The following is a 25,524-nucleotide window of genomic DNA, read 5'->3' as shown; positions in this document are numbered from 1 at the left end:
TTCAGCCTCTCTTTCCTGGAGTTTGGCGGCTAGAAGTTTGGTTGCCCGGAGTGCTGGTAGCTCTGACCTGTTCGGTCAATCCAGCCTCATTCCGGGTGGCCCGTAGGCGTTGGGCCAGCCACACCAGATACGCGCCCAGCAAGAGCAGCGTCACCACATACACCACGATCACGTACACGGCGTACTTATCCACGTAAACCACCCTGGGGGGTCAGGCTGTTCAGGTCACCCTGTAGGTCATTCATCAATTCGCGTTCCTCGCGGGCCTCGTCGCGGGCCGCCACGATGCCGCGCACCCGGAGCAGGTAGATGTACAGCAGAGTGAAGGCGGCAGTGGCGATCAGTAGCACCCAGCCGTAAATGGGCGCGGCGTCGAAACGAACTTTGCCCAGCAGCTTGAGCGTCTGCGTCTGGTGCACGCCGCGCCACCACTCCACGGCCATGTAATTGATCGGCACATACAGCGTGCCCACGATGCCCACCACAGCCGACACGCGGGCGCGGCGTTCGGGATCGTCGATCATGGCGCGGATCAGCAGGTAGCCGCCGTACACGACCAGGCTCAGGGCGGTGGTGGTCAGGCGGGCGTCCCAGACCCAGTAGGTGCCCCAGGTCGGCTTGGCCCACAGCATCCCGCCCACGATGGTCGCCACCGTAAACAGCACGCCCAGTTCTCCGCTTGCCATTGCCAGCCGGTCCCAGCGGCGCTTCCGGGTGATCAGGTACAGCAGCCCGAACAGACCCGTGCCGCCGTAAGCGAGGTAACTGACCCAGGCGGTGGGGACATGCACGAACATCAGGCGCACCAGAGAACCCTGATTCACGTCCAGCGGCGAACTGAGGCCCAGCCCCACTGCCACCAGCAGCAGCAGCAGTGTTACGGCCCCCAGTGGGGTGGTCACGCGGTCTTTCATCTTCACACTCCCTATTTTGATCCGCGCCCCTCAGCGTTACCGTGACGTTTGACCGGGCGGGCGATCCGTGTTCTGTCGATTGCTCTGTGGTTGGGTGTTCCTCGTTTTTTGTCCTGCTACCTTACCGCCAAAGGATGGCGCTTGAGCACACGCAAACCAAGTGCGAGTGTCCCCCGCTGTGGGCTGCGATTCATTCCTTTGCCAGCTCAAGAAAGCCGGGGCCGCTGTGCGGTACTTTAGAAGAAGTGTCTGTGATAAACCACGCATTCAGTGTGGCTTCGGCACTGGCCCGATGAGTGGCCCAACGCCTGGCCTCACCAGTGCCCCCGCTGTGTTGGCCGCGACCTCACCTCTCTTCTCTCTGCGCCTAAAGGAATGACCATGCCCGGACCCCGCTCTGCCCTGACCACCCTCGCCACCACTACCGTCGTTCTGTCTGCCGCTCTGCTGCTGAATGCCTGTGCACCAGCCCAGAGCGGCGGCCCCGCACCCAGCCCAGCCACGTTTGTACCCGCCCCAGGAGAAGTGTTTGCGGGCATCGACGACGTGGGTGATATGGGCCTGTGGATGATCACCAGAGACCTGAAAAATGCGACCTGGTTGGGAGAAAAATATAAAGGCCGCATCCTCCGCGAACCCGTGAACGTGATTCTGATCGACAAATTCGCCCCCACACCTGAGGCGGCTACCGCCCGGATGCTGGAGAGTATGAATAAGGCGGGCTACGGTCCCAAGGGTGGGCACAGCACCGGGTATTTTGGCTACCTGAATGGCCGCCTGTACGCTCAATATCCGCAGGGAAGCGGTGAGGCCTTCAGCGATGGCCCGTGGTGGAAGAGCAACAATCACGGGCGTATGTTCGGCCCGGTCAAAACCAGCGGCGGTTACGTGTTCATCGGTGCAGTGAGTGCCGAAGATTTCCGGCTGCTGCCCAGTCCGGGTCATTCTTTCAACAACTTTATGATTGCCCGTGAAAATCTGGCCGACCAATTGACGGCCAACACAGTGTTCAAGAAAAAGGGCTACATAGACCTGAAAGCCAAAATCGATACGGCCACGGAAACCACAGCAGACCATGACGGCTGCGCGGTGATTCTCGTCGCCCGCGAGTAGGCTGGAGGATTGGAGGGAGGGCCAGTCCAGCCAGGATTGGCCTTTTTCCATTGAGTTTCTTCAGGTCAGTGTTGTCACCACAGCGGGGACGAACCGGATTTCTGATGGGCTTCTGAACCGCCGCTGCCCTGACCGGTGGTATGTTAGGCGCAACATGACAGATATCGCCAAGGGGCTGGAAGGCGTCCTCTTCACCGAGAGCAAGCTGACCTTTATCAACGGAACCGAGGGCATCCTCACCCATCTGGGCATTCCCATTCAGGAATGGGCCGAAAACAGTACCTTCGAGGAACTGAGTTTTGCGCTGCTGCACGCCCGTCTGCCCAAAGCCGCAGAATTGGCGAAGTTCGACGCCGATCTGCGGGCCAACCGCGCCCTCCCGGAAAAGCTGGTCGAAGAGATCGCGTCCTTTCCGCGCCACGCCCACCCGATGCAGACGCTCCGCACGGCGGTCAGCTACCTCGCGCTGTTCGACCCTCAGGCCGAGGACACCACCCCTGAAGGCCGTTACGACATCAGCGTGCGCCTGATTGCCCAGATGTCCACCATCATCGCCGCCAGCGCCCGCAGCCGCGAAGGTCAAGAGATCGTCGCGCCGCGCATGGATCTGACGCACGCCGCCAACTTCCTGTACATGCTGACGGGCAAAGAGCCGACTCCCGAACAGGCCCGCCTGTTTGACATCGCCCTCGTGCTGCACGCCGATCACGGTATGAATGCCAGTACCTTCACGGCCATCGCCACCTCTTCGACCCTCAGCGATACCTACTCCTGCATCGTGTCCGCCATCGGTGCACTGAAGGGACCACTGCACGGCGGAGCCAACGAAGCCGTGATGGACATGCTGGACGAAGTGGGCACGCCCGACAAGGCCGCCGAGTACATCAACGGCAAACTCGACCGCAAAGAGAAGATCATGGGCGTGGGCCACCGCGTCTACAAATACTTCGATCCCCGTTCCCGCGTGCTGCGCGACTACGCCGAGCATGTCGCCAACAAAGAGGGCAAGAGCACCTATTACCAGATTCTCGAAACCATCGAGAAAACGGTGGTGGACCGCATCGGCTCCAAGGGCATCTACCCCAACGTGGATTTCTACAGCGGCACCGTCTACAGCGATCTCGGCATCCGCAAGGAATACTTCACGCCGATTTTCGCTCTGGCCCGCATCAGCGGCTGGTGCGCCAGCGTCAACGAGTACACCCGCGACAACCGCCTGCTGCGCCCTGACGCCGTGTACACGGGCGAGAAAGACGCGCATTACGTGAAACTGCAAGACCGCTAAGCTCAGGCATCACCAGACAGCAGGGCCAGAGAATTCAAATCTCTGGCCCTGCTTCATCTGTTCCTGCACCCTACAGCCCACTTTCCGTTTTTACGCGCTCATCCCTTTGCCGCCGTGAAGTGTCCGTTCGACCGCCTGCGTCACCTCTGCTTCAAAGCGGCGCAGGTGTTCGTTCAGGCGGTCAAGTTCGGCGGGGCCGAGGTCGGGCAACCACAGCACGGCGCGTCCCAGCACAGCAAAAGCCACCACTGGCGCGTCGGAGGGCGAATCGTCTTCGTCGTCTTCTACGGGGTCCAGAATCAGCGCCCCATAATCCAGGCCCTGGTTCATCAGGTTCATGCCCACCAGAATGTCGGGCAAACTCTCTTCTTCTACAAACAGGTCGAGGTCGAGGTGCAGGCGCACCAGCACGCCTCCCCGGTGATCCGGTTCGGTAAACAGTGCCACCCGGCTTTCCCCGTACTGAACCAGTGCGCCGTCTTCCATCGTCTCCACGGCCAGTCCAGTTGCCGTCAACGCGCTCACGATGCGCCCCAGTTCCGTCATGCGCGGAGTATAGAGCCGCCTGAGGTCAGAGTTCTGAGGCTTGGGTGGGATTCCGGGGTCAGTTTTGCTTTCCCAGGACCTCAGAGCACATCACTTACCCTCTTCTTACCCGTGATAGACCCAGGCCCCATCCTGCCAGGTGCGGGCCAGTTGCCCCAGCAGCCGCAGATGCTCGGCGTGGGCCAGTGTTTCGGCCAGCGCGAATCGGCGGCCACTGGTGTTCAGTTCGCGGTTGAACATGGCCAGAGACAGGCCATAGGCAGTACGCGGCTGGGCGGTGGCCTCTGCCCGAATAAAATCCAGCCGCTCGTGGTGATGGCCCCGCAACTGGCGGGCGCGGGCTTGCACGCCGTCCATCACCGGGCCGTGATGCCCCACGACCGCCAGGCGAGGGTTGAGCGCTTCGAGCTTGCCCAGCGTTTGCAGATAGTCGCCCAGTGGATCGGGCCGGGTGTAGGCATACAGGCCGATATTGGGGCTGATGCGCGGCAAAATGGCGTCTCCGGCAATCAGAAGAGAATCGCCTTCGTTCCACAGGCCCAGGTGACCGTCGGCATGTCCGGGCAGCCACAGTACCTCCCACTCTCGGCCCGCCAGCGTGACGTGCTGGCCTTCGCGCAGGGGTTGTACTCGGGCGGCGGGCTGAACCCGGGTGCGTCCCCGGCGGCTGTCGGCCTCCAGTGTCGCCAGCAGTTCGGGCGGCAGGCCATGATCCTGCATATGCTTGATGTGCCCCGGCAACCAGTCCTCCCACATGTGCCAGTAGCGCTCGCCGCGCCCTATTCCTACGTCCAGCATGAAGATGCTCGCGCCGCTGCGTTCCTCTATGACCCCGGCCAAACCGTAGTGGTCGGGGTGGTGGTGCGTGATGATGACCCGCTCTATGTCGGGCCAGTGCAGACCCAGCCCGGTCAGGCCGTCTTCGATGGCTTGCCGCGCTTCTGGGGTGTCCAGCGCCGTGTCGATCATGGTGACCGGGCTCTGGCCGCCGCCGGTGTCGATCAGGACCGTCACCGTTTTCATGGGGTACGGAATCGGCACTTGGAGGGCATGCAAGGTGCCGATAATCGGAGTCAGCAGGGGCGCGGCGGCAGTCATGCGGCGAGCGTAGCACCCGGCCTCCGCGTGTTCCCTAAACCTCTAGCGTGACAGGCTCCGCCGTGACCCGGCCATCAATGATGTGCAGCCACGCACACGCCACCGGCAGCCGGAAACGGCGCGGCCCCACCGACCCCGGATTGAGGTACAGCACGCCGCCCCGTTCCTCCAGCTTTGGCTGATGTGTATGCCCGCTGATCACCACGCGCACGCCCGCCGCTGCTGGCACGAGGTCAAGCTGGGCCAGGTCGTGCAGCAGATAGATCCACACGCCCTCCAGTTCCAGCATCAGAGTCTCGGGGAGGGCGTTCAGTGGGGATGTACGGTCCACGTTGCCGCGAATGGCGTAAACCTTTCCCGGTTCGGCTTCTCGCAGAGCGTTCAGAATCTCCAGCTTTCCCACGTCGCCCGCATGCAACACGGCGTCTGCCTGCCCTGCCAGTTCCAGAACTCCGGGCCGCAAGAGGCCGTGCGTATCCGAGATCACCAGCAATTTCTGGCCCATAACCTGTCACTTCCCCCTGTTGTTAAAGAAAAAATAAAAGCCGCGCTTCCCGGTGTGGGGGCGCGGCTTTTGGAGTTGTTTGGATTACATCAAGCGCTTCATGATGGCTTGCAGGCTGGCGCTGTCTTTCCAGGCCATGCCCTTCTCGACGTAGGCGCGTGCGCCTTCCATGTCGCCGCGCTGGAGAGCCAGGTAGGCCAGTTTTGCTGCGCTCAGCGAGGCGTATTCTTTTTCGGTGTCGTTCAGTTCACCGAGTTTGTCCCAGGCGTTGTAGGCGTTGATCCACCACTGGGTCTTGGTGTACAGCTGGGCCAGGTAGGCGTTGTAGTCGCGGTTGGTGGCTTCGGTGGTGGCGGCCACGTAGGCGGAGTCCACGGCGGCCTTCCAGAGCGTGCGGTCGTAGAAGGAGACGGGGTAGGCCACGTCGGCCTGCACGGCGTATTCCTGCGCCTTGCCAAACGCGTCGCTGGCGCTCATGGGCATCGTCGCGGTCGCGTCGGTCGTGGTGGTATCGGTGGTGGTTTCCGTCGTGGTGGTGGTATCGGTGGTCGTCTCCGTGGTGGTCGGAGTTTCCGTAGGAGTGGTGGTGTCCTGCGCAGCGGCGAGGCCAGCGAGCGCGAACGCGGTCAGCATGAGAATCTTCTTCATAACGAAACGCATCTTAAGGGCTACCCTAGCGGGCGTCCAGCCATTCACGCCCGACCCGCCTCACCGTAAAGGCAATGTAAAGGAGCTTACCTTCAAATGAGAAAACTTCACTCAAAACTCACAAGCCTGACACTCATGACTGGTGCTCTGCTGGCCGTTCAAGTTGCTTCTGCACAAACTCCGGCGCGGACCACCCAGCCCGGTTCCAATCAGCCTGCCCGTCCTACAACCACTTCGGCCACTGTACCCACTGCCGCGCCGCAGGTGGCCTGGTTCAAGGAACTGCGTGTGCTCTCGGGCGTGGCCGTTTCTGATACTGGCGATCTGGTGTTCGTGGGTTCGGATGCACGGATTCACCGTACCGACGCACGCGGCGTGGAGAAGTGGAACTATGCCACAGGTGACATAGGCCGCGCTCATCCGGTCATTACCCCTGAAGGCAACGTGATCGCCGCTTCTTACGACGATTATCTGTACTCGCTGGACGCCGCTGGAAAACTGCTGTGGCGGGTCAGGCTGGACGGGGACCTGTATGCCAGCCCCGCGCTGCGTGCCGATGGCAGCATCGTCGCCACCACAGCGGGCGGCAGCGTGTACGCCGTCAGTTCTGCCGGAAAAATTCTGTGGACGCTCAAGATCGCCGCGCCCATTTTCAGCAGTCCGGCCATTGCGCCAGACGGCACGATCTATTTCGGCGGCCAGGACAACCGCATGCACGCCCTGACGCCCGAAGGCAAACTGAAGTGGACCTTTACTGCCGGGTCGCTGGTGTTCAGTAGCCCCGCCGTAGACGCGCAGGGCAACGTGTACTTCGGTTCCAGTGACCGGCGAATCTATGCCGTGGGCGCAGACGGTAAGGTGCGCTGGTCCAAGCCCACCGGCCTCTTCGTGAATGCCAGCCCGATCATCACGAGTGGCGGTCTGGTGGTAGTGGGCAGCTACGACGGCAGCCTGTATGCCATCAATACCACGGGTGAAACCGAATGGACGTACAAGGCAGGCTCGCCCATCGCTGCGCCCGCCGCCGAACTGAGCGACGGCACGGTCATCGTGGGCGACCTGGGCGGCACGCTGCACGCGGTGGGCAAGGCAGGACAGGCGCTCTGGACGATCAAAACAGGCAAGAAGCTGGATACGGGTGTGGCAGTCAGCGATCAGGGCATGCTCTATTTCGTCACCGAGGGCGGCGGCCTGAGCGCCCTTGCCAAGCAGCGTCCTCTGGCCGACGGCGCATGGACGACCTTTCGGGGGGTGCCAAGTGGTTGGGGCCGTGTCCTGAACCCCGCAGAGGCGCAGGCCCGCACGCTGGCCCGCCGCGCCGCGGCCACTGCGGTGTTGGCCGGATTGCCGCCCGCACCCACGACCCCCACCACTCCGGTCACGCCGCCCCGCCCAACCACCCCGACTCAGCCGACCACACCTACACAGCCCACCACGCCCAAGCCCCCGGTGGTGGTCACGCCGCCCGCGCCAGTGCTGACGCCCGCGCAACTGGCTCAGGCGGCGGCCACGGGCGCCCGTACCGAAGCCGGACTGGTCTACCTTCCCCTGACCCCTGCTGCCGGAGCCCTGGGCCTTACTGTGCGGGTTCTGACGCCGCGCACGGTAACGCTGGCTGCCAACACCACTGATGTGGGTCAGGCCATTCCTGTGCGAATGTTCGGCAAAGTCGCGTACGTGCCGCTCTCAGCGCTCGCCAAACTTCCGGCCACCCAGGTCAAGCTGACCCGTACGCCCACGCCTGCCATTACCCTGACCCGTTCGGGGCGCGTTACCGCCTTCCCGCTGAATCTGCCCAAGCTGACGCCGATCAAAGCTCAGCCGGAATATCCAGACGTGATCGTGCGGAAATGAGACCGACCCTCTAGAACTGGCCTCGAATCATAAAAAAACCCGCCGATGATGGCGGGTTTTTTGATTTGGTGGAGTCGAGGGGGATCGAACCCCTGACCTCGTCATTGCGAACGACGCGCTCTCCCAGCTGAGCTACGACCCCACATTCATGGCGACAGAAAATCTAGCATGAGGTTCTGAAGCGTGCAAGCAGCGCGGCAATCCACAAAAAGGAGAGTGCTTGGCCCACTGGTGTGGACACCATCACCGCACGCCTTCACGGAGCGGAGTAAACTCCGGGCCATGAGTGCGCCAGCGACGACCCCGACTGCCCCCCATCTGCCGGAAGAAACGCCAGACAGTGGATCAGACCGTTTTGCCTACAAGTTTGGACAAGAAGGCATTACCTTCGACGATGTATTGTTGCAGCCCCGGCATTCTACCGTATTGCCGCACGAGGTCAATGTAGAAGCCCAGTTGACCCGCCGCGTGCGCCTGAATATCCCGTTCGTGTCGGCGGCGATGGACACCGTGACCGAACTGGCGATGGCCGTGGCGATGGCCCGTGAGGGCGGCATCGGCGTGATTCACAAAAATATGGGCATCGACGCGCAGGCCGAAATGGTTCGCAAGGTCAAGCGCAGTGAAAGCGGCATGATCGTCGATCCCATCACGCTTCCCCCTCATGCCACCGTCGGAGATGCCGACCGTCTGATGGGTGAGTACCGCATCAGCGGCGTGCCGATCACCGACCCGAACGGCCTTCTGCTGGGCATCATCACCAACCGTGACATGCGCTTCGTGGACGATCTGACCACGCCGATTGCCGACGTGATGACCCGCGAAAACCTGATCACGGTGCCGGTGGGAACCACGCTGGAGCAGGCGCACGAGATGTTCAAGCGCAACCGCATCGAAAAGCTGCTGGTCACGGATGAGGGCGGTATGCTGCGCGGCCTGATCACCATCAAAGATCTGACCAAGCGCGTGAAATACCCCCGCGCCGCCAAAGACCATCTGGGGCGTCTGCGCGTGGCCGCCGCCATCGGCGTGAGTGCCGACCTGATGGACCGGGCCGCCGCGCTGGTGCAGTCGGGCGTGGACGTGCTGGTGCTGGACAGTGCCCACGGCCATAGCCAGGGCATCCTGAACGCCCTGAGCCGGGTCAAAGAGCAGTTTGACGTGGACGTGATCGCCGGAAACATCGCCACCAGAGCCGGGGCCAGAGACCTGATTCTGGCCGGTGCAGACGCGATTAAGGTGGGTATCGGGCCGGGTTCGATCTGCACCACCCGTATCGTGACGGGGGTGGGCGTGCCCCAGATCAGCGCCATTTTCGAGGCCAGCAGCGTGGCCCTGGAAGCCGGAATTCCGGTCATTGCCGACGGCGGAATCAAGCAGACGGGCGACGTGCCCAAGGCTATCGCCGCCGGAGCCAGCATCGTGATGATGGGCAGCATGTTGGCCGGAACCGATGAATCTCCGGGCGAAACCGTGCTGCGCGATGGCCGCCGCTACAAGAGTTACCGGGGCATGGGTTCCTTGGGCGCGATGGATCAGGGCAGCAGCGACCGCTATTTCCAGTCGGGCAGCCGCAAATTCGTTCCCGAGGGTATCGAGGGCATCGTGGCTTACCGGGGCACGGCCAGCGAGGTCATCTATCAGTTCGTGGGCGGCCTCAGGAGCAGCATGGGCTACTGCGGCGCACCCGATCTGCAGGCCATGCGCGACCACGCCCGGTTTGTACGGATCACCGGGGCCAGCCTCGTGGAAAGCCACCCGCACGGCGTGACCATCACGCGGGAAGCGCCCAACTACGGGGGCAAATAAAGAACAGGAAGTGGGGAGCAGGAACAGCGCGGCGGCAGGGCTGCTCTGTTCCTGAGCCGTTGTATCACCAAAAAGCCCTCTTTTCCGGCGTCTTGCACCGTGTACCACTTCCCACACCCTACATCCCACGGCGCACTACTCTGGAGTCATGATCCGACTGTCTGCCCCCCGCGAGCCTGTAAACGCCATCACCCACTGGGCGGGGGCGGCGGGGGCCTTGATCGTGCTGGGGCCGCTGCTGTGGTGGGCGCACTCACGCGGCCTGAGTCTGTGGCCTTTCGTGGTTTTCGGGGTCAGTATGGTGGCGCTCTATGCGGCGTCGGCCAGCTACCACTCTTTCCGGGCAGGCGAGCGCGGCCTGTTGTGGCTGCGTAAATTGGACCACGCCGGAATTTTCCTGCTGATCGCCGGAAGCTACACCCCTGTCGCCTACTACGGCCTAGAGGGAGTGTGGCGCGAGGCCGTCCTGTGGGTCATCTGGGGAATCGCATTGGCCGGAATCACCCTCAAGTTGGTCACCATGCGCCTGCCACGCTGGATCAGTACGCTGCTGTACGCGGGCATGGGCTGGACGGCTCTGGCCCTGATGCCGCAACTGATCCACAATTTATCCCCCGCCGCTATTTTCTGGCTGGCCGCAGGCGGCGTGATGTATTCGCTGGGCGCAGTCGTGTACGGCACCAAGCGTTGGTTGCCCGGCCCACGCGGGCGCAAATTCCCCAAGCACTGGGGCTTTCATGAGGTCTGGCACCTGTTTGTGCTTGCAGGTACGGGCGCACATATCGCCATGATGTTCAGCCTGAAATAAAAATTCAGGGATCAGAAAGATGTGCTGGAAAATAAAGTGAAGGAAATGGCCCCCGACCGATGAGCGGGGGCCTTGAATTGCCACGGAGTATGTCTTCTGTGCCTAACCCACCACACCCAGGACCCAACCCTGCACTGTGCGGATAATTCCGTTGATGGGTTCGCGGGCGATAAAAATGAAGGCCATCACCAGGACGAAGCTGAACGGCATGGCTTCGAACTGTGCGAGGCTGCGGCCCAGAGAGGGCACGAGTGCGCCCAGAATGCGGCTGCCATCCAGCAGCGGAATGGGAATCAGGTTGAAGACGGCCAACACGACGTTGATTCCCAGCACAGTGAGCAGCACCTGAAAGGTCAGGTCGTTCTGGGGCAGGACCCGCAGCAAGATGGCCGAAACGAAAGCGATCAGCAGGTTACTGATCGGGCCTGCTGCCGAAACCCACAGCGTGCCCCAGCGTCCCAGGTTGGCCGGATTGATCGGCACGGGCTTGGCAAATCCGAAGCCTGCCACCAGGAGCAGGAGCGTACCCAGCGGGTCAAGGTGTTTGCCCGGATTCAGGGTGACCCGTCCAAAGCGGCGCGGCGTGGGGTCTCCCAGCCTGTCGGCGACATAGGCATGGGCAAATTCGTGCACGGTGAGAGACAGAACGAGGGCCAGCGCGATAATCACGAACGCGGTGGGATTGGAGGTCAGCAGACTGAGAAGGCCCATAGGCCCTGCATTCTACGGGGAAGGGGCAAACCAAACAGGGGCCATTCTTCCTGCCCGCCCGGACGGATAGCCCAGACGGGCGCTAGGGCAGCAGCGCGATGGTGCTCTGGAGTCCTGCCCAGAGCGGCGCAGTGGCCTGTTGCAGCGTTCCGGTAAGAAACAGGGCCGCCCAGGTCAGCGCGGGCAGCAGCGTGCCGCGCAGAGGCCGGGGAACTGCTGGCACGGCTGGAAACCGGACGTTTTGTCTCTCAGACAGTTTGCCCAAAGTGCGCCCCAGATCCAGCCCCGGCAACGGCAGCAGATTGAAGAGGGCATGCAGGCACAGGCTATAGGCAGCGCGGCCCAGTCCGGTGCCGATCACGTCGGCGGTGGCGGGCAAAAACTGCTGTTGGGCACGCTGCAACGCCAGCAGCACAAGGGCCAGAACCGCGAGGGTGAGGGGTCCACTGAGCAGCACAGCGGCGGCTTTTCGCCCATGCAGGTCCAGCGGCACGGGGCGGGGTAGGGCCACACCGATCAGCAGATGCAGGGCCAGCCGCCAAAAATCAAGGTGAATGGCCGGTTCGGGCCAGCCAAAACCCGCCTGCACGCCGCGCCAGTCGCCCCAATGTGCGGCGAGGCGGGCCTGCACCACACCCTTCAGGATCATCCCTGCCAGCAGCGCGGCCACCTGCACCAGCAGCAGCAGGGGTTCGGTGGTCAGCAGGGTCAGGGGGCCGATCATGGGGCGAGGCGGGTCGCCAGATAGCGCCTGAGCGCGGCCCGTTCGTCCTCTGCCGACTTCACCTGCCCCGCCGCCCGCAACTCCGCGAGGTAGGCCAGAGCTGCCCCGATCTCCCTGCCTGCCGGAACACCCAGCGCCACCACGTCGCGCCCGGTCAGCGGCGTGTAGGCGTCTGGGCGCAGCAATTGCCGCAAGATTCGTTCGGGGCTGTCTTGCGGGGCAGGCGTGTCCGAGAGGGCGCGGGCCAGCAGCGCGGCGGGCCTGTCGCCCAGATTCAGGCGGGCGGCAAGGGTGGTGGGATCGGGCGCGGCGTGCAGCAGGGCAGCGGCGTAGGTCTGAAACGAAACGGGAATACGCTGATCCTGCTGAACGTCCAGCGCATCGAAAAGGGGCAGGCTGGCAGGCGGCAAGAGTTCCCCTGCGCCCCAGTGTTCCAGTGTTCTGGCTGCTCGGCCCGGACGGGGTTCGGCCAGCAGCAGCCGCAGTTCGGCCCACAGGCGCGGCGTGTGGTCGGCCATCTTCAGGGCGTCGGGTACCTGTGCCAACAGCTCAGGGTGAGGGGTCAATCCCATCCGCGCCGCCAGCCTTGCCGCCCGCACCAAGCGGCTGGCATCCTCGTGCAGAGAGCCGGGATGCAGGGGCCGCAGCACCCGCGCCTGCACGTCCGGCAGACCGCCCACCACGTCCAGCAGGTTCACGCCGCCCCCCGGCTCCAGCATCAGCGCCAGCGCATTCATGCCGAAATCGCGGCGCTGCAAATCTTCGGTGAGGGTTCCGGGATGGGGCACCGGATTTCCGCCCGCCACCGGATAGCTTTCGCGCCGCGTGCGGATCAGATCCACTGTTCGTTCATCCGGCAAGGTCACGGTGGCATTGCCAAAGGCGGGATGAAAGGTGAAAGGCAAGCCTGTGGCTGCGGCCAGAGCCTGAATATCCGCGCCTTCTATCGCCAGGTCCAGATCAGGCGAGGTCAGGTCAGGTGAGGCGCTGGAGAAAATTCCCAGTAGACCGTCCCGCACCGCGCCGCCCACCAGGGCCACCCGTGCCCCCGCCGGAGCCAGGGCGGTCAGGTGCTTCAGCCACTCGCGGTCTGCGGTGGGCAGGCTGTTCCAGACGGCGTTGGCTTCCTGCTCTGATCTGCCCGTCACTGAAAGGCGGCGGCGTCCAGCGTCACTTTCACCTCACGGGTCTTGCCCTCGCTGACCACCTTCAGCGTCACCGTGTCGCCCTCTTTTTTGTCGATCAGGGCCGCCTGAAGGTCTTCCAGACCGTCCACGGGCAGGCCATCGGCGGCAACGATCACGTCTCCGCCCAGCTGAATGACCCCGCCCCTGAAGGCCTGGGTATCGTTGCCGCCGCGCAGTCCAGCCGCGTAAGCAGGCGTTCCCGGCGCGACCTGGCCCACCACCAGCCCCGATTCAGGCAGGTTCAGCGTGTTTTTCCCCTCGCTGGACAGCATACTCAGGCCCACGGCGACGTTGCGTGCGCCGCCCGCCGTGCGCTGCTGAACCACCAGTCCGGGCGTCACCCCGGTCAGTTTGGGCGCATATACCACGCCGCCGCCCGCCGCCTGCAGGCGGGGCAGCAGGTTTTTGGCCGCGTTGATGGGAATGGCAAAGCCCACGCCCGCACTCTGGGAAGCGCCGCTGGCTCCGCTGGGCGAATAGATCTGGGTATTGATGCCGATGACCCGCCCACCACTGTCCAGCAGAGGTCCGCCGCTGTTGCCTGGATTGATGGCCGCGTCGGTCTGGATGGCCTTTTGCGTGATGCCCTCGCCGCTGCCCGTGGCCGAAAAACCAATCGGAATCTGGCGAGAGGTGCTGCTGACGATGCCCTCAGTCACGCTGAAATCCAGACCGAACGGAGCGCCCATCGCCACGGCCTTCTGGCCCACTTGCAGGCTGTCAGAGTTGCCCAGCGGAATCGGCTTGATCAGGCTGGCATCCAGTCCCTGCGGACGAATCAGGGCCAGATCGTACTGCGGGGCCAACCCAATGACTTTGGCCGTCACCGTATCCGTGCGGCCCATCACGCGCACGCGGATTCTGTCGGCGGCTCCTGCGCCTGCCTCGCCCGCCACCACATGGTAATTGGTCAGAATGTCGCCCCCGGCATTCACAAAAAAGCCGCTGCCGACACCCTGCTGCACCTGCGTCTCACCGCCGCCGCCAAACATCCAGCCAAAGGGATCGCTGCTGGCAATGTCCTGCTCGGTGCTGATATACACCAGCCCCGGCTCGAAGCGCTTCACGATGTCGATGGTGTTGAGTTCGTTCTGCAACTTGGCGGCCGCTTCGTTGGGGCGGGCGGCTGGAGCAGGAGAACTGGCATTGCCCACCGGCACCTGATCTCTGAGCAGCGTTGCGCCCAGTCCAAGTCCGACCAATACCAGCGAAATTCCAAGAATGCGGGCCTTCATGGGGGAATTGTAGGGTGGGGAAGGGGCGTGAGTGGTTAGTGGTGAGTGGTCAGTGGGAAGGGCAACCCTCTAGACATCTCCGCCTTTCCCACAGCCCACTTCCCAGCGCGTCAGGGCTTACGCTTTGGCCCGTTCCGGGGCCGCTTCCAGCGCGGCGATTTCTTCGGGGCTGATCTGGTAATGCTCGCCGCACCAGTGGCACACGATCTCCTGACCGCCCGCGTCCATCATGTCCTGCCGCTCCTGCGCATCAAAGAATTTCAGGCTGTCGCTGGCCTTCTCGCGGGAGCAGCGGCATTGAAAGCGGGCCGACTGGGCTTCGGCGGCCAGCAGTAATTCCAGCCCCTCGGCGGCGCGGTGCATGGTTTCCATCAGGCTGCCCCGGCGAAGGTTGTCGGTGATCTGGCCCATGCTGCGGATGTTGGCTTCCAGCTTGCCCAGCGTTTCATCGGTCACGCCCGGCATGGCCTGAACCAGCAGACCGCCCGCGTGGGCCACCCGGCCACCTTCCTCGTAGACGCCCAGCAGCACCGCGTTCGGAATCTGCTCCGAAACGCCCAGATACATGCTCACGTCCTCGGCAATCTCGCCGCTGACGAGGTCTACGCTGCCTGTGTACGGCTCACCGTTGTCCAGCAGACGGGTCACGGCCAGTTCGCCTTCTTTTCCCACGATGCCGCTCACGTCCAGCTTGCCGTCGCTCTCACGCAGGGGCAGGTCGGCCCCCGGCTGGCGCACATAGCCGCGCACGCTGCCGTCGGTGCTGCCCTCGGCCACGATCCATCCCACCGGGCCGCCGCCCTCCAGACGCAGGGTCACGCGGCTGTCGGTCTTTTTGCCCAGCACCACCGCCAGCAGCGCAGAAGCCGCCAGAGTGCGCCCAAGCGCCGCCGTCGCAGTTTTACTGAGGCCGTGGCGCAGGCGAGCATCTTCTACGATTCGGGTCGCATCGATGCCCACAAAACGCAGCGTGCCACCTGCCGCAGTACCGCGCAACACATAAGAGTCAGAATTTTGGCTGGAAATCATCAGGGAATCTTACATGAAGGCACTCAAGGCTGATGTGGGACGACTTGCATTCATCGGGAGGCGCTCACTGAGTGTGTTCATCAGAGGCAGCTATCCTGAGAATTTGAGCCGAGTTTCCAAAATGCCGCCCCGGCTTCTGGACTGGTCAACCCTTCGTCCTGATCAATCTCGGTGGCTGGGTAAAGACTGACTCTAGGCGGCATGAGTCGCTCTCAAGCATCTGCTAGGGCCTTTTCTTGAGTCTTTTTACATCAAGTCCAATGTGCTGGTGAGCCTGTCGGTCTCTATCTGACTTGCAAAGGGGCTGGCCTTGATGTTTTTCCCAAGGGTCACTCATGTCTTCTCTCTAATCTGCCGCTCTGGTGCCGTATTTGCTCGTCTTCGGATACGGCCACGTTCCGCCCAAGGAGAACCATGAACCTATCTCAGAGTCCCAAAAAAGTCCTCAGCGCCGTCGCGCTCGCCACCCTGGCCCTCAGCCTCGCCGCCTGTAACAAGCAGGGCAATACGGGGGCGGGCAGTACCCTCGTTATTCAGGAATCTGCTGATATTCCTACCCTCGATCCCGGCACTTCGTATGACACGGGCAGCGGTCAGGTCGTGGAAAACCTGTACGAAACGCTGCTGACCTACAAAGGTAACAGCCTGACCGAACTGACGCCTCTGCTGGCAACCGAGTGGACCGAGGGCAACGACGGGCGCGAGTACCGTTTCACCCTGCGCGAAGGCGTCAAGTTTCATGCCGGCAATGAATTCAAGTGTGCCGACGCCGAATACACCTTTCGCCGAAATCTGGTGACCAACACGGGTGAGAGCGGCAACTGGTTCCTGTCCGAAAGCTTGCTCGGAACGGGCGCGAACGCCAACGACGATCAGTCCATCACTTGGCAGCGTATTACCGATGCCGTGAAGTGCGACGGGGAAACGCTGGTCTTCACCCTTCCCAAGGCCGACCCAGCGTTCCTGGCGAAACTGGCCTATACCGGCCAGGGCATCGTAGATAGTGCCCATGCCAGAGAAATTGGCGAATGGGACGGCACCGAGGCCACCTGGAAGGCCGCCGTGGGCAAAGACCTGATGGGCAGTCCGCTTGCCAAGGACCCCAGCGGCACGGGTGCCTACCGCCTGAATGAAAAAACGGCCACCTCTCTGAGTGCTACCGCCTTCGACGATTACTGGGGCGACAAGGCCCGGATCAAGAACGTAATCATTCAGCTCGTGCCTGAGCAGGCCGCCCGCCTCCAGGCCTTCGAGAAGGGTGACGCCGACATCGTGGAAACGGGTGGCCGCCCCATCATCGAGGAGCAACTGAAGGGCAAGCCTGGTATCGCCATTCTGGACAACCTGCCAGATACGGGCGCATTCGGGTTCTCTATGAACCAGAACATGAAAGATGCCACCAAGATCGGCAGTGGAAAACTGGACGGTCAGGGTATTCCGGCCAACTTCTTCAGCGACGTGGATGTACGCCGGGGCTTCGTGGCTGCGTTCAACGTGCCGCAGTACATCAAGGAAGTGCAGGCAGGGAAGGGCGAGGCCCGTAACTTCCTCCTGCCCGATACCTTCCCCGGCTACGATAAGAATCTGGCCGCGCCCAAGTTCGACCTGGACGCTGCCCGCGCCGCCTTCCAGAAAGCCTGGAACGGTGAGGTCTGGAAGAACGGCTTCACGCTGAACGCCACCTACCGCGCCGGAAGCGTGACGGCTCAGACGGGCATGGAACTGCTGAAGCAGAACATCGAGTCTCTGAATCCCAAGTTCCGCATGAACATCGTTGCCAAGCAGTGGTCGGATATTCTGAGAGACGGCAACGCGGGCAAAGAACTGATGATCGTGACCGGATGGGCACCCGATTATGCCGACCCCGACAACTACGTGCATACCTTCTACAGCAGCGACGGCTACTATCAGCCCCGCCTGAACCTCAAGGACACGCAGCTTGATACGTGGATCAACGAGGCCCGCAGCATCACCGATACCGAGCGCCGCAACAAGCTGTACAGCGATATTGCCCGCCGCGCCGCAGATCAGGCTTACTACGTGTTGCTGCCCAGCAATCCGGGCATTCTGGCCTACCGCGATACCCTCAAGGGCGTCAGCAACGACGCGTTCAACCCGATGCTGGCGTTCCGCACGGGGACGCTCTGGAAGGCGCTCAGCAAAGGCTGAAGCCGCTCAGGGTTGAACCTCGTCAGCCCCGTTCAGATTCAGATTCACTCAGCGCCGCCGTTCCTTGATGGGACGGCGGTTTTGATTGGGCAACAGGGAAGTCTTGAGAGGGCCGGGCAAAAGCGGCAGCTTCTCCCAAACGCCCAGATTTGAGCGCATCTTCTCTAAGTAGCTTCTTGATACCCTTGAGGGTTTCCGAGCAGAGCGAGAAAGGACAGGAGTACGTCCTGGCGAGAGTGGAGGGATGGAGCGCTGTTTGCAAAGTTCCGAAACGGCTGCAAGGACATACTTAGGCCGCCGCATTCATGGCGCATAGCCCAAGGCGTACGGCCCATCTCTCCCTGCTGAGCCGCGTATTCTGCGCCTATGCTTGATGCAGATCCCCGTGAACCCGACACCGATATGCCCCGCGCCATCACGTTGCTGCTCGTAGACGATCATCCGGTGGTGCGGAAGGGCACGCGGGAGCTGCTGGAAACCGAAGCCGACCTGCGCGTGGTGGGCGAGGCCGACAGCGGCGAGGACGCCATCGTAAAGGCCCGCGCCCTGCGCCCCGACGTGATTCTGATGGACGTGTCCATGCCCGGTATGAACGGCATCGAGGCCACCCGCGCCATCAAAGCTTTTATGCCCGGTGTGGGCGTGCTGGTGCTGACCAGCTATGACGATGACGCCTACGTGTTTGCCCTGCTGGAAGCGGGCGCGGCGGGCTACCTGCTGAAAAATGCCAGTGAGGACGACCTGCTGGGCGCGGTGCGTGCGGTGGCGGCAGGCGAAAGCGCCCTACACCCCAGCGTGGCCCGCAAGGTGCTGGAACGCTTCAGCGCCCAGACCACGCCAACGCCGCCCGAGGACGCCCTCAGCCCGCGTGAACTGGAAGTGCTGCTGGTGGCCGCCACGGGCCGCACCAACAAAGAAATTGCCCGTGATCTGGACATCAGCCCGCGCACGGTGCAGGTTCACCTTGCCAATATTTTTTCCAAGCTGGGCGTGGGCAGCCGCACAGAAGCGGTGTTGTTTGGCATCAAGCGGGGCTGGATCGATCCCAAACAGATCGGATAGAGAAAACGGTGAGTGGGGAGTGGTCAGTGGTGAGTGGGAAAGGCGCTTGAGGGAAGAGCGTGGATCGTGGGTGTGGCTGTTTCTACGATCCACGTTCTACACTCCCGCCGCCCTATGCACTTCTTCGGCCACCACTCCCAGCGCTCCGGCTGGCCCAATTCGCGTCATGCCTGCCAGTGCGGCGCGGGCGCGTCGGGGGCCATCATTTCGCAGTGCCCTGACTTCGGCGGCCAGCGCGTCGGCGTCGGCCTCCACCACACTCAGAGCCTCACCCAAAAGGCGTCCCTGCCGCCTCGCAAAGCCGGTGGTGAACTGCGGGCCAGATGTGGCAAAGGCCACCACGGGCTTCCCCAGTCCGGCCAGTTGCTCGTTGGCCGTGCCTGCCGTGCCAATGGCGAGGTCTGCGGCGTGGGCCACGGCCCCGAATGCGCCGCGTAGCAAGGGCACCCGCACGCCGCCGCTGTCTGCAACAGCCTCCGTTTCGCTCTGAATCTCCAGCGTCCAGCCTGTGGGCAGGGTCACGGCGTCCCAGCCGTGCGGCCAGGCCACCAGTGGGGTCAGTTCGGGCAGACGGGCGGCGGCCAGCAGCATCAGCGGCAGGCTCTGGCGGTGATCCTCGCGGGAGCCGGGAATCAGGGCCAGTATGGGCTTGCCCTGCGTCCAGCGGCTCAGGTCGCGCTCTGGGGCGGCCAGCACATCCATCGCAAAACTGCCTGCCCAGCGTGCCGCCACGCCCCGCGCCGCGTAGTAGTTGGCGGTGGGGGCGTCCCGCACATACACGACCCTGGCCCCCGCCGCCAGCCTCAGCTCGTAGGGCATGGGCAGATTGGCTCCCAGCGCATTCAGTTCCTGCATGGCCCCGCGCAGGCTCAGGCCCTCCAGGTACAGGGCACTCAGCAGCGGCTGTACATGAATCAGCGCCCTGCTGGCCCGCCGCGCCGCCAGAGTACCCACCATCAGGGCGTAGGCGTCGCCCACCACGACCACCACACCCGCGCCGCGTGCCCCCCTCACGGCGTCCTGCCACTGCCCCAGCGACTCGCCCACCAACCCCGCCGCCAAATCTCCTTTTAGATTTTCAAGGCTGCCGAAAGGAAAGCCGCCGCTGGGGAGCCGCAGCACCCGGCCCACCTGTACGGCTCCCGGCACCCGGCCATAAGCATGGCCTTCTCCGACCAGCGGCGAGTAGCGCACGGGCACGCGCAGCAGGCGGGCCAACTGCGCTCCGATCAGGTCTTCTGCCGTGCCGTTGGAGATCAGGAGGGCGGGCTTGACGCCAGACAGAAGGGCAGGGGAGGGGGGCAGGCCAGCGGCGGCAGCAGTCACGCCGCGCAGGATACTGGGTCTGAGATCTGCGTGGACGTGGGATATACATGGGGCTGAGATACCTGGGGCCGCTCCTTTCATCCGGCCTTTTCTTTTATTTTCAGCAGAGCACAGGCCGAAGCCAAACATGGTAGGAATACGGCCAGAGATGAGTCACGCCCGATGAGCACTCCTGTATGAGCGACTTCGACGCACTACAAGCCGCTATTCGCCGCCATGCAGATGCGCGGCAGGCCGAACAGCGGGCGTGCGAGGCGTTTATCAATGCGTTGTACCACGCCCTCAGAACGGCCAGTGGGCCAGGATTGCCCCTCAACAACGTCACGCTGGACTTCACGCCCGATCCTGCCAACCGCCTGCGTCCGGCTCCGCCCGGTGGCTGGGTGGCGGCTTGGCTCCGGCTGGGCCTGTGTGAAGTGCTGGTACGGGTCAGGCGCGTAGAAGGGACATTTCAGGGTGAATACGGCGCAGGCGGTACATTCCAGTTGGAGCGCACTTCAGAAGAAGATCTGATCGCGCTGGCCCGCCAACTGCTGCGCGATGTGGCCGCCACCTACGCCAACCAGAGTTTAGGGACTACAAGTCAGCTCAACTGATACTGATCGCGTATAGGACCAGAGATCGTGACTACTCAGCACAAAGACTACAGATGTGACGGTTAATCACCAACAGATTTCCTATCCTTAGCTGCTCGACAAGCAATTTCTCCTATTCCCTTCGCCTCGCTCAGAGGAAGTTTGAACAGTTTAAATATGGTGTAGACGATCTCCCCAATGAACACACCTTGGGTCGCGAGTTTATCCGCAGCCTCTTCTGGGCTCACTCCCTGAGTCAGAGAACGGTATTTTTCGAGTCGGGTCGCAAGTCTATCTGCAGCCTCTTGTGGGCTCAGTTTCTGCGTCGGGGAAAGGTCTTTTTCGAGATCACCCATGTTCTTTACACTTTGGGCAGGCATCGTAGGACATATCTTTACTCTATCTGCTCCCCCAAGTCCAAGCCTCTGGCTGAGCAGTTACCAGAGATCATCAACCAAAGACCATAGCAGTCTAAGTTACATTTGATTGACGGGCCAAGACCAGACCATATGGTCATGAACTCCGGTCTAAGAATACTGACTACCGCGCTTGCCCTGTCGTTTGGATCGTCCAGTTTCGCCCAGACGGGTGATTCCACCCAGCCAGCCACCCCACAGCTTCAAGTTCAGACCACGGTCACGGTTTCGGCTCCCAGTATCGGTGTCCCCACTGTCAGCACCTTGCGTCCCGCACTGGGTGGGCAGCGGTACAGCTTCGAGCTGTCCGGCTTCGGCACGGTCAACGTGTACGCCGATCCACGCGGCGCGGGGCGTCCCCTGATCCTCACCCATTCGGTGAATGCTGCGGCCAGCGCCTATGAGATGAAACCCCTGTGGGATGCATACGCAGGCACGCGGCCCGTGTATGCCCTCGAATGGCCCGGTTTCGGCAGCAGTGCCCGCCCAGACGTGGTTTACACCCGCGACCTGATGACCCGCGCCCTGCTTTCATTGGTGGCCCAACTCGGTACCGATGTAGACGTGGCCTCCATGAGCCTCGGCAGCGAATTTGCCGCCCGCGCCGCCCTGCAAGACCCCCGAATCCGCAGCCTTGCCCTGCTGAGTCCCAGTGGCCTCGGCACTCCACGCGGCGGCACGCAGGAGGCCAATGCCGACGACGGCGGCCAGCGGCTTTACGGCACCCTGAGCCGTTTCGGAACCCCCCTGTTTGCCCTCCTGCGAACCCGCCCGGTCATCGAACTGTTCCTGAACCCGTCGTTCCGCGGCCCCGTGAATGTGGGCCTGATCAATTACGCGGTAGACACCAGTCGCCAGCCCGGAGCCAAGTACGCGCCCATCTATTTCATCAGCGGCCAACTGTTTACCCCTGATGCCTATACGGACCTGTACAGCAAACTGACCATTCCTACTGTCGTGATGTACGACCAGGACGCCTTCGTCAACTTTGCCCGCCTGCCCGACTTTGCCGCCCTGCCCGGTAAAAGTGCGGTCAGGATCGCAGACACCGACGGCCTGCCCCACTGGGAAAAAATGCTGGACGTCAAGGTCACTCTGGATGCCTTCTGGCGGGCCAACCCGTGATGCTCGGCATGGCACCAGTCTGCTCTGACCCGGTGTGATGCCCCTCTCTGATCTCACTCCCTCACAACTCTGGATTCTCGAAGAGCTGGCAGGCGGGGCGCTGGGTTATCACAGAGATGACGTGTGCGTGCTGCTCTACCTGCGTTTTGCCGAGCAGGACATCGCCGTAGCAGATGTGCTGGTACTGGAAGATGCGGGCTTCCTCGTTGGCGGCGGCATGTTTGAAATCAGCGATGCGGGAAGAGTGGCCCTCGTGGAGTGGAAGGCCCGTCAGCCAACCCAGTCATCCTGAAACCTGCCTTTCAGAACTGAACAACCCCCCTGGTCTGGGGGGTCTTTGTTGGCTTGCCACGTCTTCTGGAAAACTCTGGATCAGATCGCTTCGGCTTCCATCTCGCGGCGGCTGATGCGCCCGCTCATGGCCGAACACACGACCAACAAGGCGAAGACAGGCACGACGAACACGGCGTAAAGGACTTTTAGAACGTAGCTCATCGGGAAACTCCTGTCAGGCGGGAATGAATGAAGGACAGCGGGCCTACTGCCATGGCTTTGCAGATTGCTCTTGCGCTGATAGCGGTTGCTTGGAACTGTTTTCATCATAGGTATGAAGAACTGACAAGGGTCTTACGTTCAGGTGGGTGATCGGCAACAGCACCTGGCTCATGCACACTGGGCAAGAGCAGAGTTGTGCGGGTAAGGTTGTCCTGCTTTGTAAGGCTCCGAGTCTGTCACGCCCTCCCCATAACCAGGTGAGTTGAAGAGAAGCTGTGAAGTAACTGCCCGACAAAAAATCCCATTCGCCAGCCTGCACTGGGGAATGGGAATGAGCCTGACTTGAGAGAACTGCCTATTTGTTTATTTCACCACGATATTGATGATTCGGCCCGGCACATACACTTCTTTGACCACCGTTTTGCCCTCTGTGTATTTCTGCACGTCAGGCAGAGCCTGAGCAGCGGCCATTGCCTCGGCCTGAGTCGCCGTTTTGGAAATGGTGACTTCGCCGCGTACCTTGCCGCTGACCTGCACGCCCAGGGTCACGGTGTCGCGGGTGGCGGCGGCCTCGTCTACCTGCGGCCAGCTCTGGGTGTGGATGCTGCCTGCGTTGCCGCGCTCATGCCAGACTTCTTCAGCTACGTGCGGCACCACCGGGGCCAGCATCAGGTTCAGAATGTCCAGCGCTTCTGCATAGGCGGGCGTGCCGCGTACCGGGCTGCGTTTGGCATCGGCCAGCGCGTCGGTCAGGATATTCAGGGTCGCGAAGATGGTGTTGAAGTTCAGGCGCTCGAAGTCGTCTGACACGCGCTTCAGGGCCGAATGGGTGGCGTAGCGCAACTCGGCCTCAGTCATGGTCTTGGCTGGCCCACTGACCTCCTCATCAAAGTACAGGCGCCACACCCGCGACAGCCAACGCGCTGGCCCCTGAATCCCGGTGGGATCCCACGGCCCGCCGTCTTCCCACGGCGCAATCGACAGCAGGTAGGCCCGCACGGTATCGGCTCCGTACTCGCGCACCAGATCGTCGGGGTCGACCACATTCCCGCGAGACTTGCTCATCTTGTCGCCGTCCGGCCCCAGGATCATGCCCTGATTTCGCAGCCATTTGAAGGGTTCGTTCTGCTCGGTCAGGCCCATATCGCGCATGGCCTTCGTCCAGAATCGGCTGTACAGCAGGTGCAGAATGGCATGTTCGATGCCGCCGGTGTACAGATCGACGGGCAGTTTGCCAGCTTCCGCCGGGTCAAACGGGTGCTGGTCGTCGCGGGGCGACAGGAAGCGGTACATGTACCAACTGCTGTCCACAAAAGTATCCATCGTGTCGGTGTCGCGCTCGGCGGGGCCGCCGCACACGGGGCAGGTGGTCTGCACCCACTCGCGGTTCAGCTTCAGCGGGCTTTGTCCGTTGGGCGTAAATTCCACGTCATCGGGCAATTTTACGGGCAACTGATCGGCGGGGACGGGCTGGGCACCGTGTTCGGCGCAGTACACGATCGGAATGGGCGTGCCCCAGTAGCGTTGGCGCGAAACCAGCCAGTCGCGCAGGCGGAAGGTAGTTTTGGCCTTGGCGACGCCGTGCTCATCCAACCGGGCAATAATCTGGGCGATGCTGGCTTTGCCGCCGCGTAAGCCGTCAAATTCGCCGCTGTTCACGATCAGGCCCTCTCCGTTGTAGGAAGCCTGCGGGTTCTCGCCCATGCCCTCCTCGCCTTCGGGCCGAATAACTTCCCGAATTTCCAGCCCAAATTTGCGGGCAAAGGCAAAATCGCGCTCGTCGTGTGCGGGCACGGCCATGATCGAACCCGTGCCGTAAGTGACCAGCACGTAGTCAGCCACCCAGATCGGCACCTGATGGCCGCTGACGGGATGCGTGGCGTAGCTGCCCGTAAATACGCCCGTTTTTTCGCCGCTGTCCTGCTGGCGCTCCACGTCTGTTTTGCGTCCGGCGGCTTCCAGATAGGCCCGTACGGTATCGGCCTGCTCAGGCGTGGTCAGTGCGGCCACCTTGCTGTGTTCGGGGGCCAGCACCAGAAAGGTTGCGCCCATCAGGGTATCCGGGCGGGTCGTGAACACGGTTTCCGGGCCAGCAGGCGTGTCGAAGGTGATCTCCGCACCCACCGATTTGCCGATCCAGTTGGTCTGCATCAGGCGCACGCGCTCGGGCATGTCGGTGTCACCAAAATCCAGCAGTTCATCGGCGTAGTCGGTGATTTTCAGATACCACTGGCTCAGCTTGCGGCGCTCGACGGCGGTGCCGCAGCGCTCGCAGTGGCCGTTCACGACCTGTTCGTTTGCCAGCACGGTCTGGTCTTTGGGGCACCAGTTCACCAGACCATCTTTTTTGTAGGCCAGCCCCCTCCGGAAGAATTCGGTAAAAAACCACTGGTTCCAGCGGTAATATTCCGGGTCACAGGTGGCAAAACTGCGGCTCCAGTCGATCATTGTGCCCATCCGTCCAAACTGCCCGATCATGTAGGCAATGTTTTCCCGCGTCCATTTGGCCGGGTTCACATTGTTCTTGATGGCGGCGTTTTCGGCGGGCAGGCCAAAGGCATCAAATCCCATCGGAAACAGCACGTTGTAGCCGCGCATCCGCATCCAGCGGGCGCGGGCGTCGGGCGCAACGTTGGCGTACCAGTGCCCGATGTGCAGGTTGCCGCTGGGGTAGGGGAACATGGTCAGCGCGTAATACTTGGTTTTGCTGGCATCTTCGCGGAAGGTGTACAGGCCGTCGGCGGCCCACTGGTCTTGCCATTTGCCTTCGATGGCGTGCGGATTGTACCGCTCGGCGCGGGGTTCTTTGATGTCGGTCATGGGCAAATTCTCCTGTAAGGAATGAGATGGGGTTGGGGCAAAGAAAAGCCCCGGCCAAACACAGACCGGG

Annotated in this window: 25 protein-coding genes and 1 tRNA gene; 10 read left to right on the top strand and 16 right to left on the bottom strand. The window is 62.4% G+C overall.

Annotated features, from left to right (window positions below; genetic code table 11):
- Nucleotide 1: 1 nt before the first annotated feature.
- The gene (locus F561_RS24400; protein ID WP_019007992.1) at nucleotides 2-193 is read right to left on the bottom strand and encodes a hypothetical protein; all 192 of its coding nucleotides are present in this window, start codon (nucleotides 191-193) and stop codon (nucleotides 2-4) included.
- Entirely contained in the window at nucleotides 186-914 is a 729-nt protein-coding gene (gene ccsA, locus F561_RS0100585) for a cytochrome c biogenesis protein CcsA (RefSeq protein ID WP_019007991.1), read from the bottom strand. Before ccsA ends, F561_RS24400 begins: the two co-directional genes overlap by 8 nt.
- Nucleotides 915-1,295: 381 nt before the next feature.
- On the opposite strand from ccsA, the gene F561_RS0100580 reads away from it, so the two are divergent.
- Both F561_RS0100580 and F561_RS0100575 read left to right on the top strand, forming a co-directional pair.
- The gene (locus F561_RS0100580; protein WP_157451429.1) at nucleotides 1,296-2,027 is read left to right on the top strand and encodes a hypothetical protein; all 732 of its coding nucleotides are present in this window, start codon (nucleotides 1,296-1,298) and stop codon (nucleotides 2,025-2,027) included.
- 154 nt (nucleotides 2,028-2,181) lie between these two features.
- Entirely contained in the window at nucleotides 2,182-3,312 is a 1,131-nt protein-coding gene (locus F561_RS0100575) for a citrate/2-methylcitrate synthase (protein WP_019007989.1), read from the top strand.
- A 90-nt stretch (nucleotides 3,313-3,402) separates the two neighbouring features.
- Here the strand turns inward: F561_RS0100575 and F561_RS0100570 are convergent, their stop codons facing one another.
- The 4 genes from F561_RS0100570 to F561_RS0100555 form a co-directional block, all read right to left on the bottom strand.
- Nucleotides 3,403-3,858 carry a hypothetical protein gene (locus tag F561_RS0100570; protein ID WP_019007988.1) on the bottom strand — a complete coding sequence of 152 codons (456 nt, stop codon included), beginning with the start codon at nucleotides 3,856-3,858 and terminating at the stop codon, nucleotides 3,403-3,405.
- A gap of 105 nt (nucleotides 3,859-3,963) precedes the next feature.
- The gene (locus tag F561_RS0100565) at nucleotides 3,964-4,956 is read right to left on the bottom strand and encodes an MBL fold metallo-hydrolase (RefSeq protein ID WP_019007987.1); all 993 of its coding nucleotides are present in this window, start codon (nucleotides 4,954-4,956) and stop codon (nucleotides 3,964-3,966) included.
- A 34-nt stretch (nucleotides 4,957-4,990) separates the two neighbouring features.
- A complete protein-coding gene (locus F561_RS0100560; RefSeq protein WP_019007986.1) occupies nucleotides 4,991-5,461 on the bottom strand; it encodes a metallophosphoesterase family protein in 471 nt (156 codons plus the stop codon).
- Nucleotides 5,462-5,545: 84 nt separating this feature from the next.
- Nucleotides 5,546-6,109, bottom strand: a complete 564-nt coding sequence (locus tag F561_RS0100555) for a hypothetical protein (protein WP_169389468.1) — start codon at nucleotides 6,107-6,109, stop codon at nucleotides 5,546-5,548.
- A gap of 135 nt (nucleotides 6,110-6,244) precedes the next feature.
- Between F561_RS0100555 and F561_RS0100550 the strand changes: the two genes are divergently transcribed.
- Complete coding sequence (locus F561_RS0100550; RefSeq protein WP_019007984.1) at nucleotides 6,245-7,963, top strand: outer membrane protein assembly factor BamB family protein; 1,719 nt, start codon at nucleotides 6,245-6,247, stop codon at nucleotides 7,961-7,963.
- Nucleotides 7,964-8,029: 66 nt separating this feature from the next.
- On the opposite strand, the gene F561_RS0100545 is transcribed toward F561_RS0100550, so the two are convergent.
- Nucleotides 8,030-8,105: transfer RNA gene (locus F561_RS0100545), tRNA-Ala, on the bottom strand.
- 140 nt (nucleotides 8,106-8,245) lie between these two features.
- Here F561_RS0100545 and guaB point away from each other — a divergent pair.
- Together guaB and trhA are read left to right on the top strand one after the other, a co-directional pair.
- On the top strand, nucleotides 8,246-9,772 hold the full coding sequence (gene guaB / locus F561_RS0100540; RefSeq protein WP_019007983.1) for an IMP dehydrogenase: 1,527 nt from the start codon (nucleotides 8,246-8,248) through the stop codon (nucleotides 9,770-9,772).
- A 148-nt stretch (nucleotides 9,773-9,920) separates the two neighbouring features.
- Nucleotides 9,921-10,580 (top strand): PAQR family membrane homeostasis protein TrhA, encoded by a 660-nt coding sequence (gene trhA / locus F561_RS0100535; RefSeq protein ID WP_019007982.1) that lies wholly within the window; start codon nucleotides 9,921-9,923, stop codon nucleotides 10,578-10,580.
- 102 nt (nucleotides 10,581-10,682) lie between these two features.
- Here the strand turns inward: trhA and F561_RS0100530 are convergent, their stop codons facing one another.
- The 5 genes from F561_RS0100530 to hslO all read right to left on the bottom strand — a co-directional run bounded on the left by F561_RS0100530 (nucleotide 10,683) and on the right by hslO (nucleotide 15,466).
- Complete coding sequence (locus F561_RS0100530; RefSeq protein ID WP_019007981.1) at nucleotides 10,683-11,291, bottom strand: site-2 protease family protein; 609 nt, start codon at nucleotides 11,289-11,291, stop codon at nucleotides 10,683-10,685.
- Nucleotides 11,292-11,373: 82 nt separating this feature from the next.
- Complete coding sequence (locus F561_RS0100525) at nucleotides 11,374-12,015, bottom strand: hypothetical protein (RefSeq protein ID WP_019007980.1); 642 nt, start codon at nucleotides 12,013-12,015, stop codon at nucleotides 11,374-11,376.
- Nucleotides 12,012-13,163 (bottom strand): tRNA nucleotidyltransferase/poly(A) polymerase family protein, encoded by a 1,152-nt coding sequence (locus F561_RS0100520; RefSeq protein WP_019007979.1) that lies wholly within the window; start codon nucleotides 13,161-13,163, stop codon nucleotides 12,012-12,014. Before F561_RS0100520 ends, F561_RS0100525 begins: the two co-directional genes overlap by 4 nt.
- A complete protein-coding gene (locus F561_RS0100515; protein WP_019007978.1) occupies nucleotides 13,160-14,437 on the bottom strand; it encodes a S1C family serine protease in 1,278 nt (425 codons plus the stop codon). The genes F561_RS0100520 and F561_RS0100515 overlap by 4 nt, the downstream gene beginning before the upstream one ends.
- A 117-nt stretch (nucleotides 14,438-14,554) precedes the next feature.
- Nucleotides 14,555-15,466 carry an Hsp33 family molecular chaperone HslO gene (gene hslO / locus F561_RS0100510; RefSeq protein WP_019007977.1) on the bottom strand — a complete coding sequence of 304 codons (912 nt, stop codon included), beginning with the start codon at nucleotides 15,464-15,466 and terminating at the stop codon, nucleotides 14,555-14,557.
- A gap of 414 nt (nucleotides 15,467-15,880) precedes the next feature.
- On the opposite strand from hslO, the gene F561_RS0100505 reads away from it, so the two are divergent.
- Both F561_RS0100505 and F561_RS0100495 read left to right on the top strand, forming a co-directional pair.
- Nucleotides 15,881-17,635 (top strand): ABC transporter substrate-binding protein, encoded by a 1,755-nt coding sequence (locus F561_RS0100505; RefSeq protein ID WP_019007976.1) that lies wholly within the window; start codon nucleotides 15,881-15,883, stop codon nucleotides 17,633-17,635.
- Between the two features lie 366 nt (nucleotides 17,636-18,001).
- Nucleotides 18,002-18,697 carry a response regulator gene (locus F561_RS0100495; protein ID WP_019007974.1) on the top strand — a complete coding sequence of 232 codons (696 nt, stop codon included), beginning with the start codon at nucleotides 18,002-18,004 and terminating at the stop codon, nucleotides 18,695-18,697.
- Nucleotides 18,698-18,793: 96 nt separating this feature from the next.
- Here F561_RS0100495 and F561_RS0100490 read toward each other — a convergent pair whose 3' ends face one another.
- Nucleotides 18,794-20,023 carry a lipid-A-disaccharide synthase-related protein gene (locus tag F561_RS0100490; protein ID WP_019007973.1) on the bottom strand — a complete coding sequence of 410 codons (1,230 nt, stop codon included), beginning with the start codon at nucleotides 20,021-20,023 and terminating at the stop codon, nucleotides 18,794-18,796.
- Between the two features lie 176 nt (nucleotides 20,024-20,199).
- Here F561_RS0100490 and F561_RS0100485 point away from each other — a divergent pair, with 176 nt between their 5' ends.
- Nucleotides 20,200-20,619, top strand: coding sequence for a hypothetical protein (locus tag F561_RS0100485; protein ID WP_019007972.1), 420 nt, complete (start codon nucleotides 20,200-20,202; stop codon nucleotides 20,617-20,619).
- A 62-nt stretch (nucleotides 20,620-20,681) separates the two neighbouring features.
- Here F561_RS0100485 and F561_RS0100480 read toward each other — a convergent pair whose 3' ends face one another.
- The gene (locus F561_RS0100480) at nucleotides 20,682-20,954 is read right to left on the bottom strand and encodes a hypothetical protein (RefSeq protein ID WP_157451427.1); all 273 of its coding nucleotides are present in this window, start codon (nucleotides 20,952-20,954) and stop codon (nucleotides 20,682-20,684) included.
- Between the two features lie 159 nt (nucleotides 20,955-21,113).
- Here F561_RS0100480 and F561_RS0100475 point away from each other — a divergent pair, with 159 nt between their 5' ends.
- Together F561_RS0100475 and F561_RS0100470 are read left to right on the top strand one after the other, a co-directional pair.
- On the top strand, nucleotides 21,114-22,139 hold the full coding sequence (locus tag F561_RS0100475; protein ID WP_083922242.1) for an alpha/beta fold hydrolase: 1,026 nt from the start codon (nucleotides 21,114-21,116) through the stop codon (nucleotides 22,137-22,139).
- Between the two features lie 37 nt (nucleotides 22,140-22,176).
- On the top strand, nucleotides 22,177-22,431 hold the full coding sequence (locus F561_RS0100470; protein ID WP_019007969.1) for a hypothetical protein: 255 nt from the start codon (nucleotides 22,177-22,179) through the stop codon (nucleotides 22,429-22,431).
- An 80-nt stretch (nucleotides 22,432-22,511) separates the two neighbouring features.
- On the opposite strand, the gene F561_RS30265 is transcribed toward F561_RS0100470, so the two are convergent.
- Complete coding sequence (locus tag F561_RS30265; protein ID WP_019007968.1) at nucleotides 22,512-22,634, bottom strand: hypothetical protein; 123 nt, start codon at nucleotides 22,632-22,634, stop codon at nucleotides 22,512-22,514.
- Between the two features lie 363 nt (nucleotides 22,635-22,997).
- Nucleotides 22,998-25,454: a leucine--tRNA ligase gene (gene leuS / locus F561_RS0100460; protein ID WP_019007967.1), complete on the bottom strand. Its 2,457-nt coding sequence runs from the start codon at nucleotides 25,452-25,454 to the stop codon at nucleotides 22,998-23,000.
- Nucleotides 25,455-25,524 lie beyond the last annotated feature (70 nt).

Source organism: Deinococcus aquatilis DSM 23025, assembly GCF_000378445.1.
GTDB classification, from domain to species: domain Bacteria; phylum Deinococcota; class Deinococci; order Deinococcales; family Deinococcaceae; genus Deinococcus; species Deinococcus aquatilis.
This window is presented reverse-complemented; position numbering and strand designations above follow the sequence as displayed.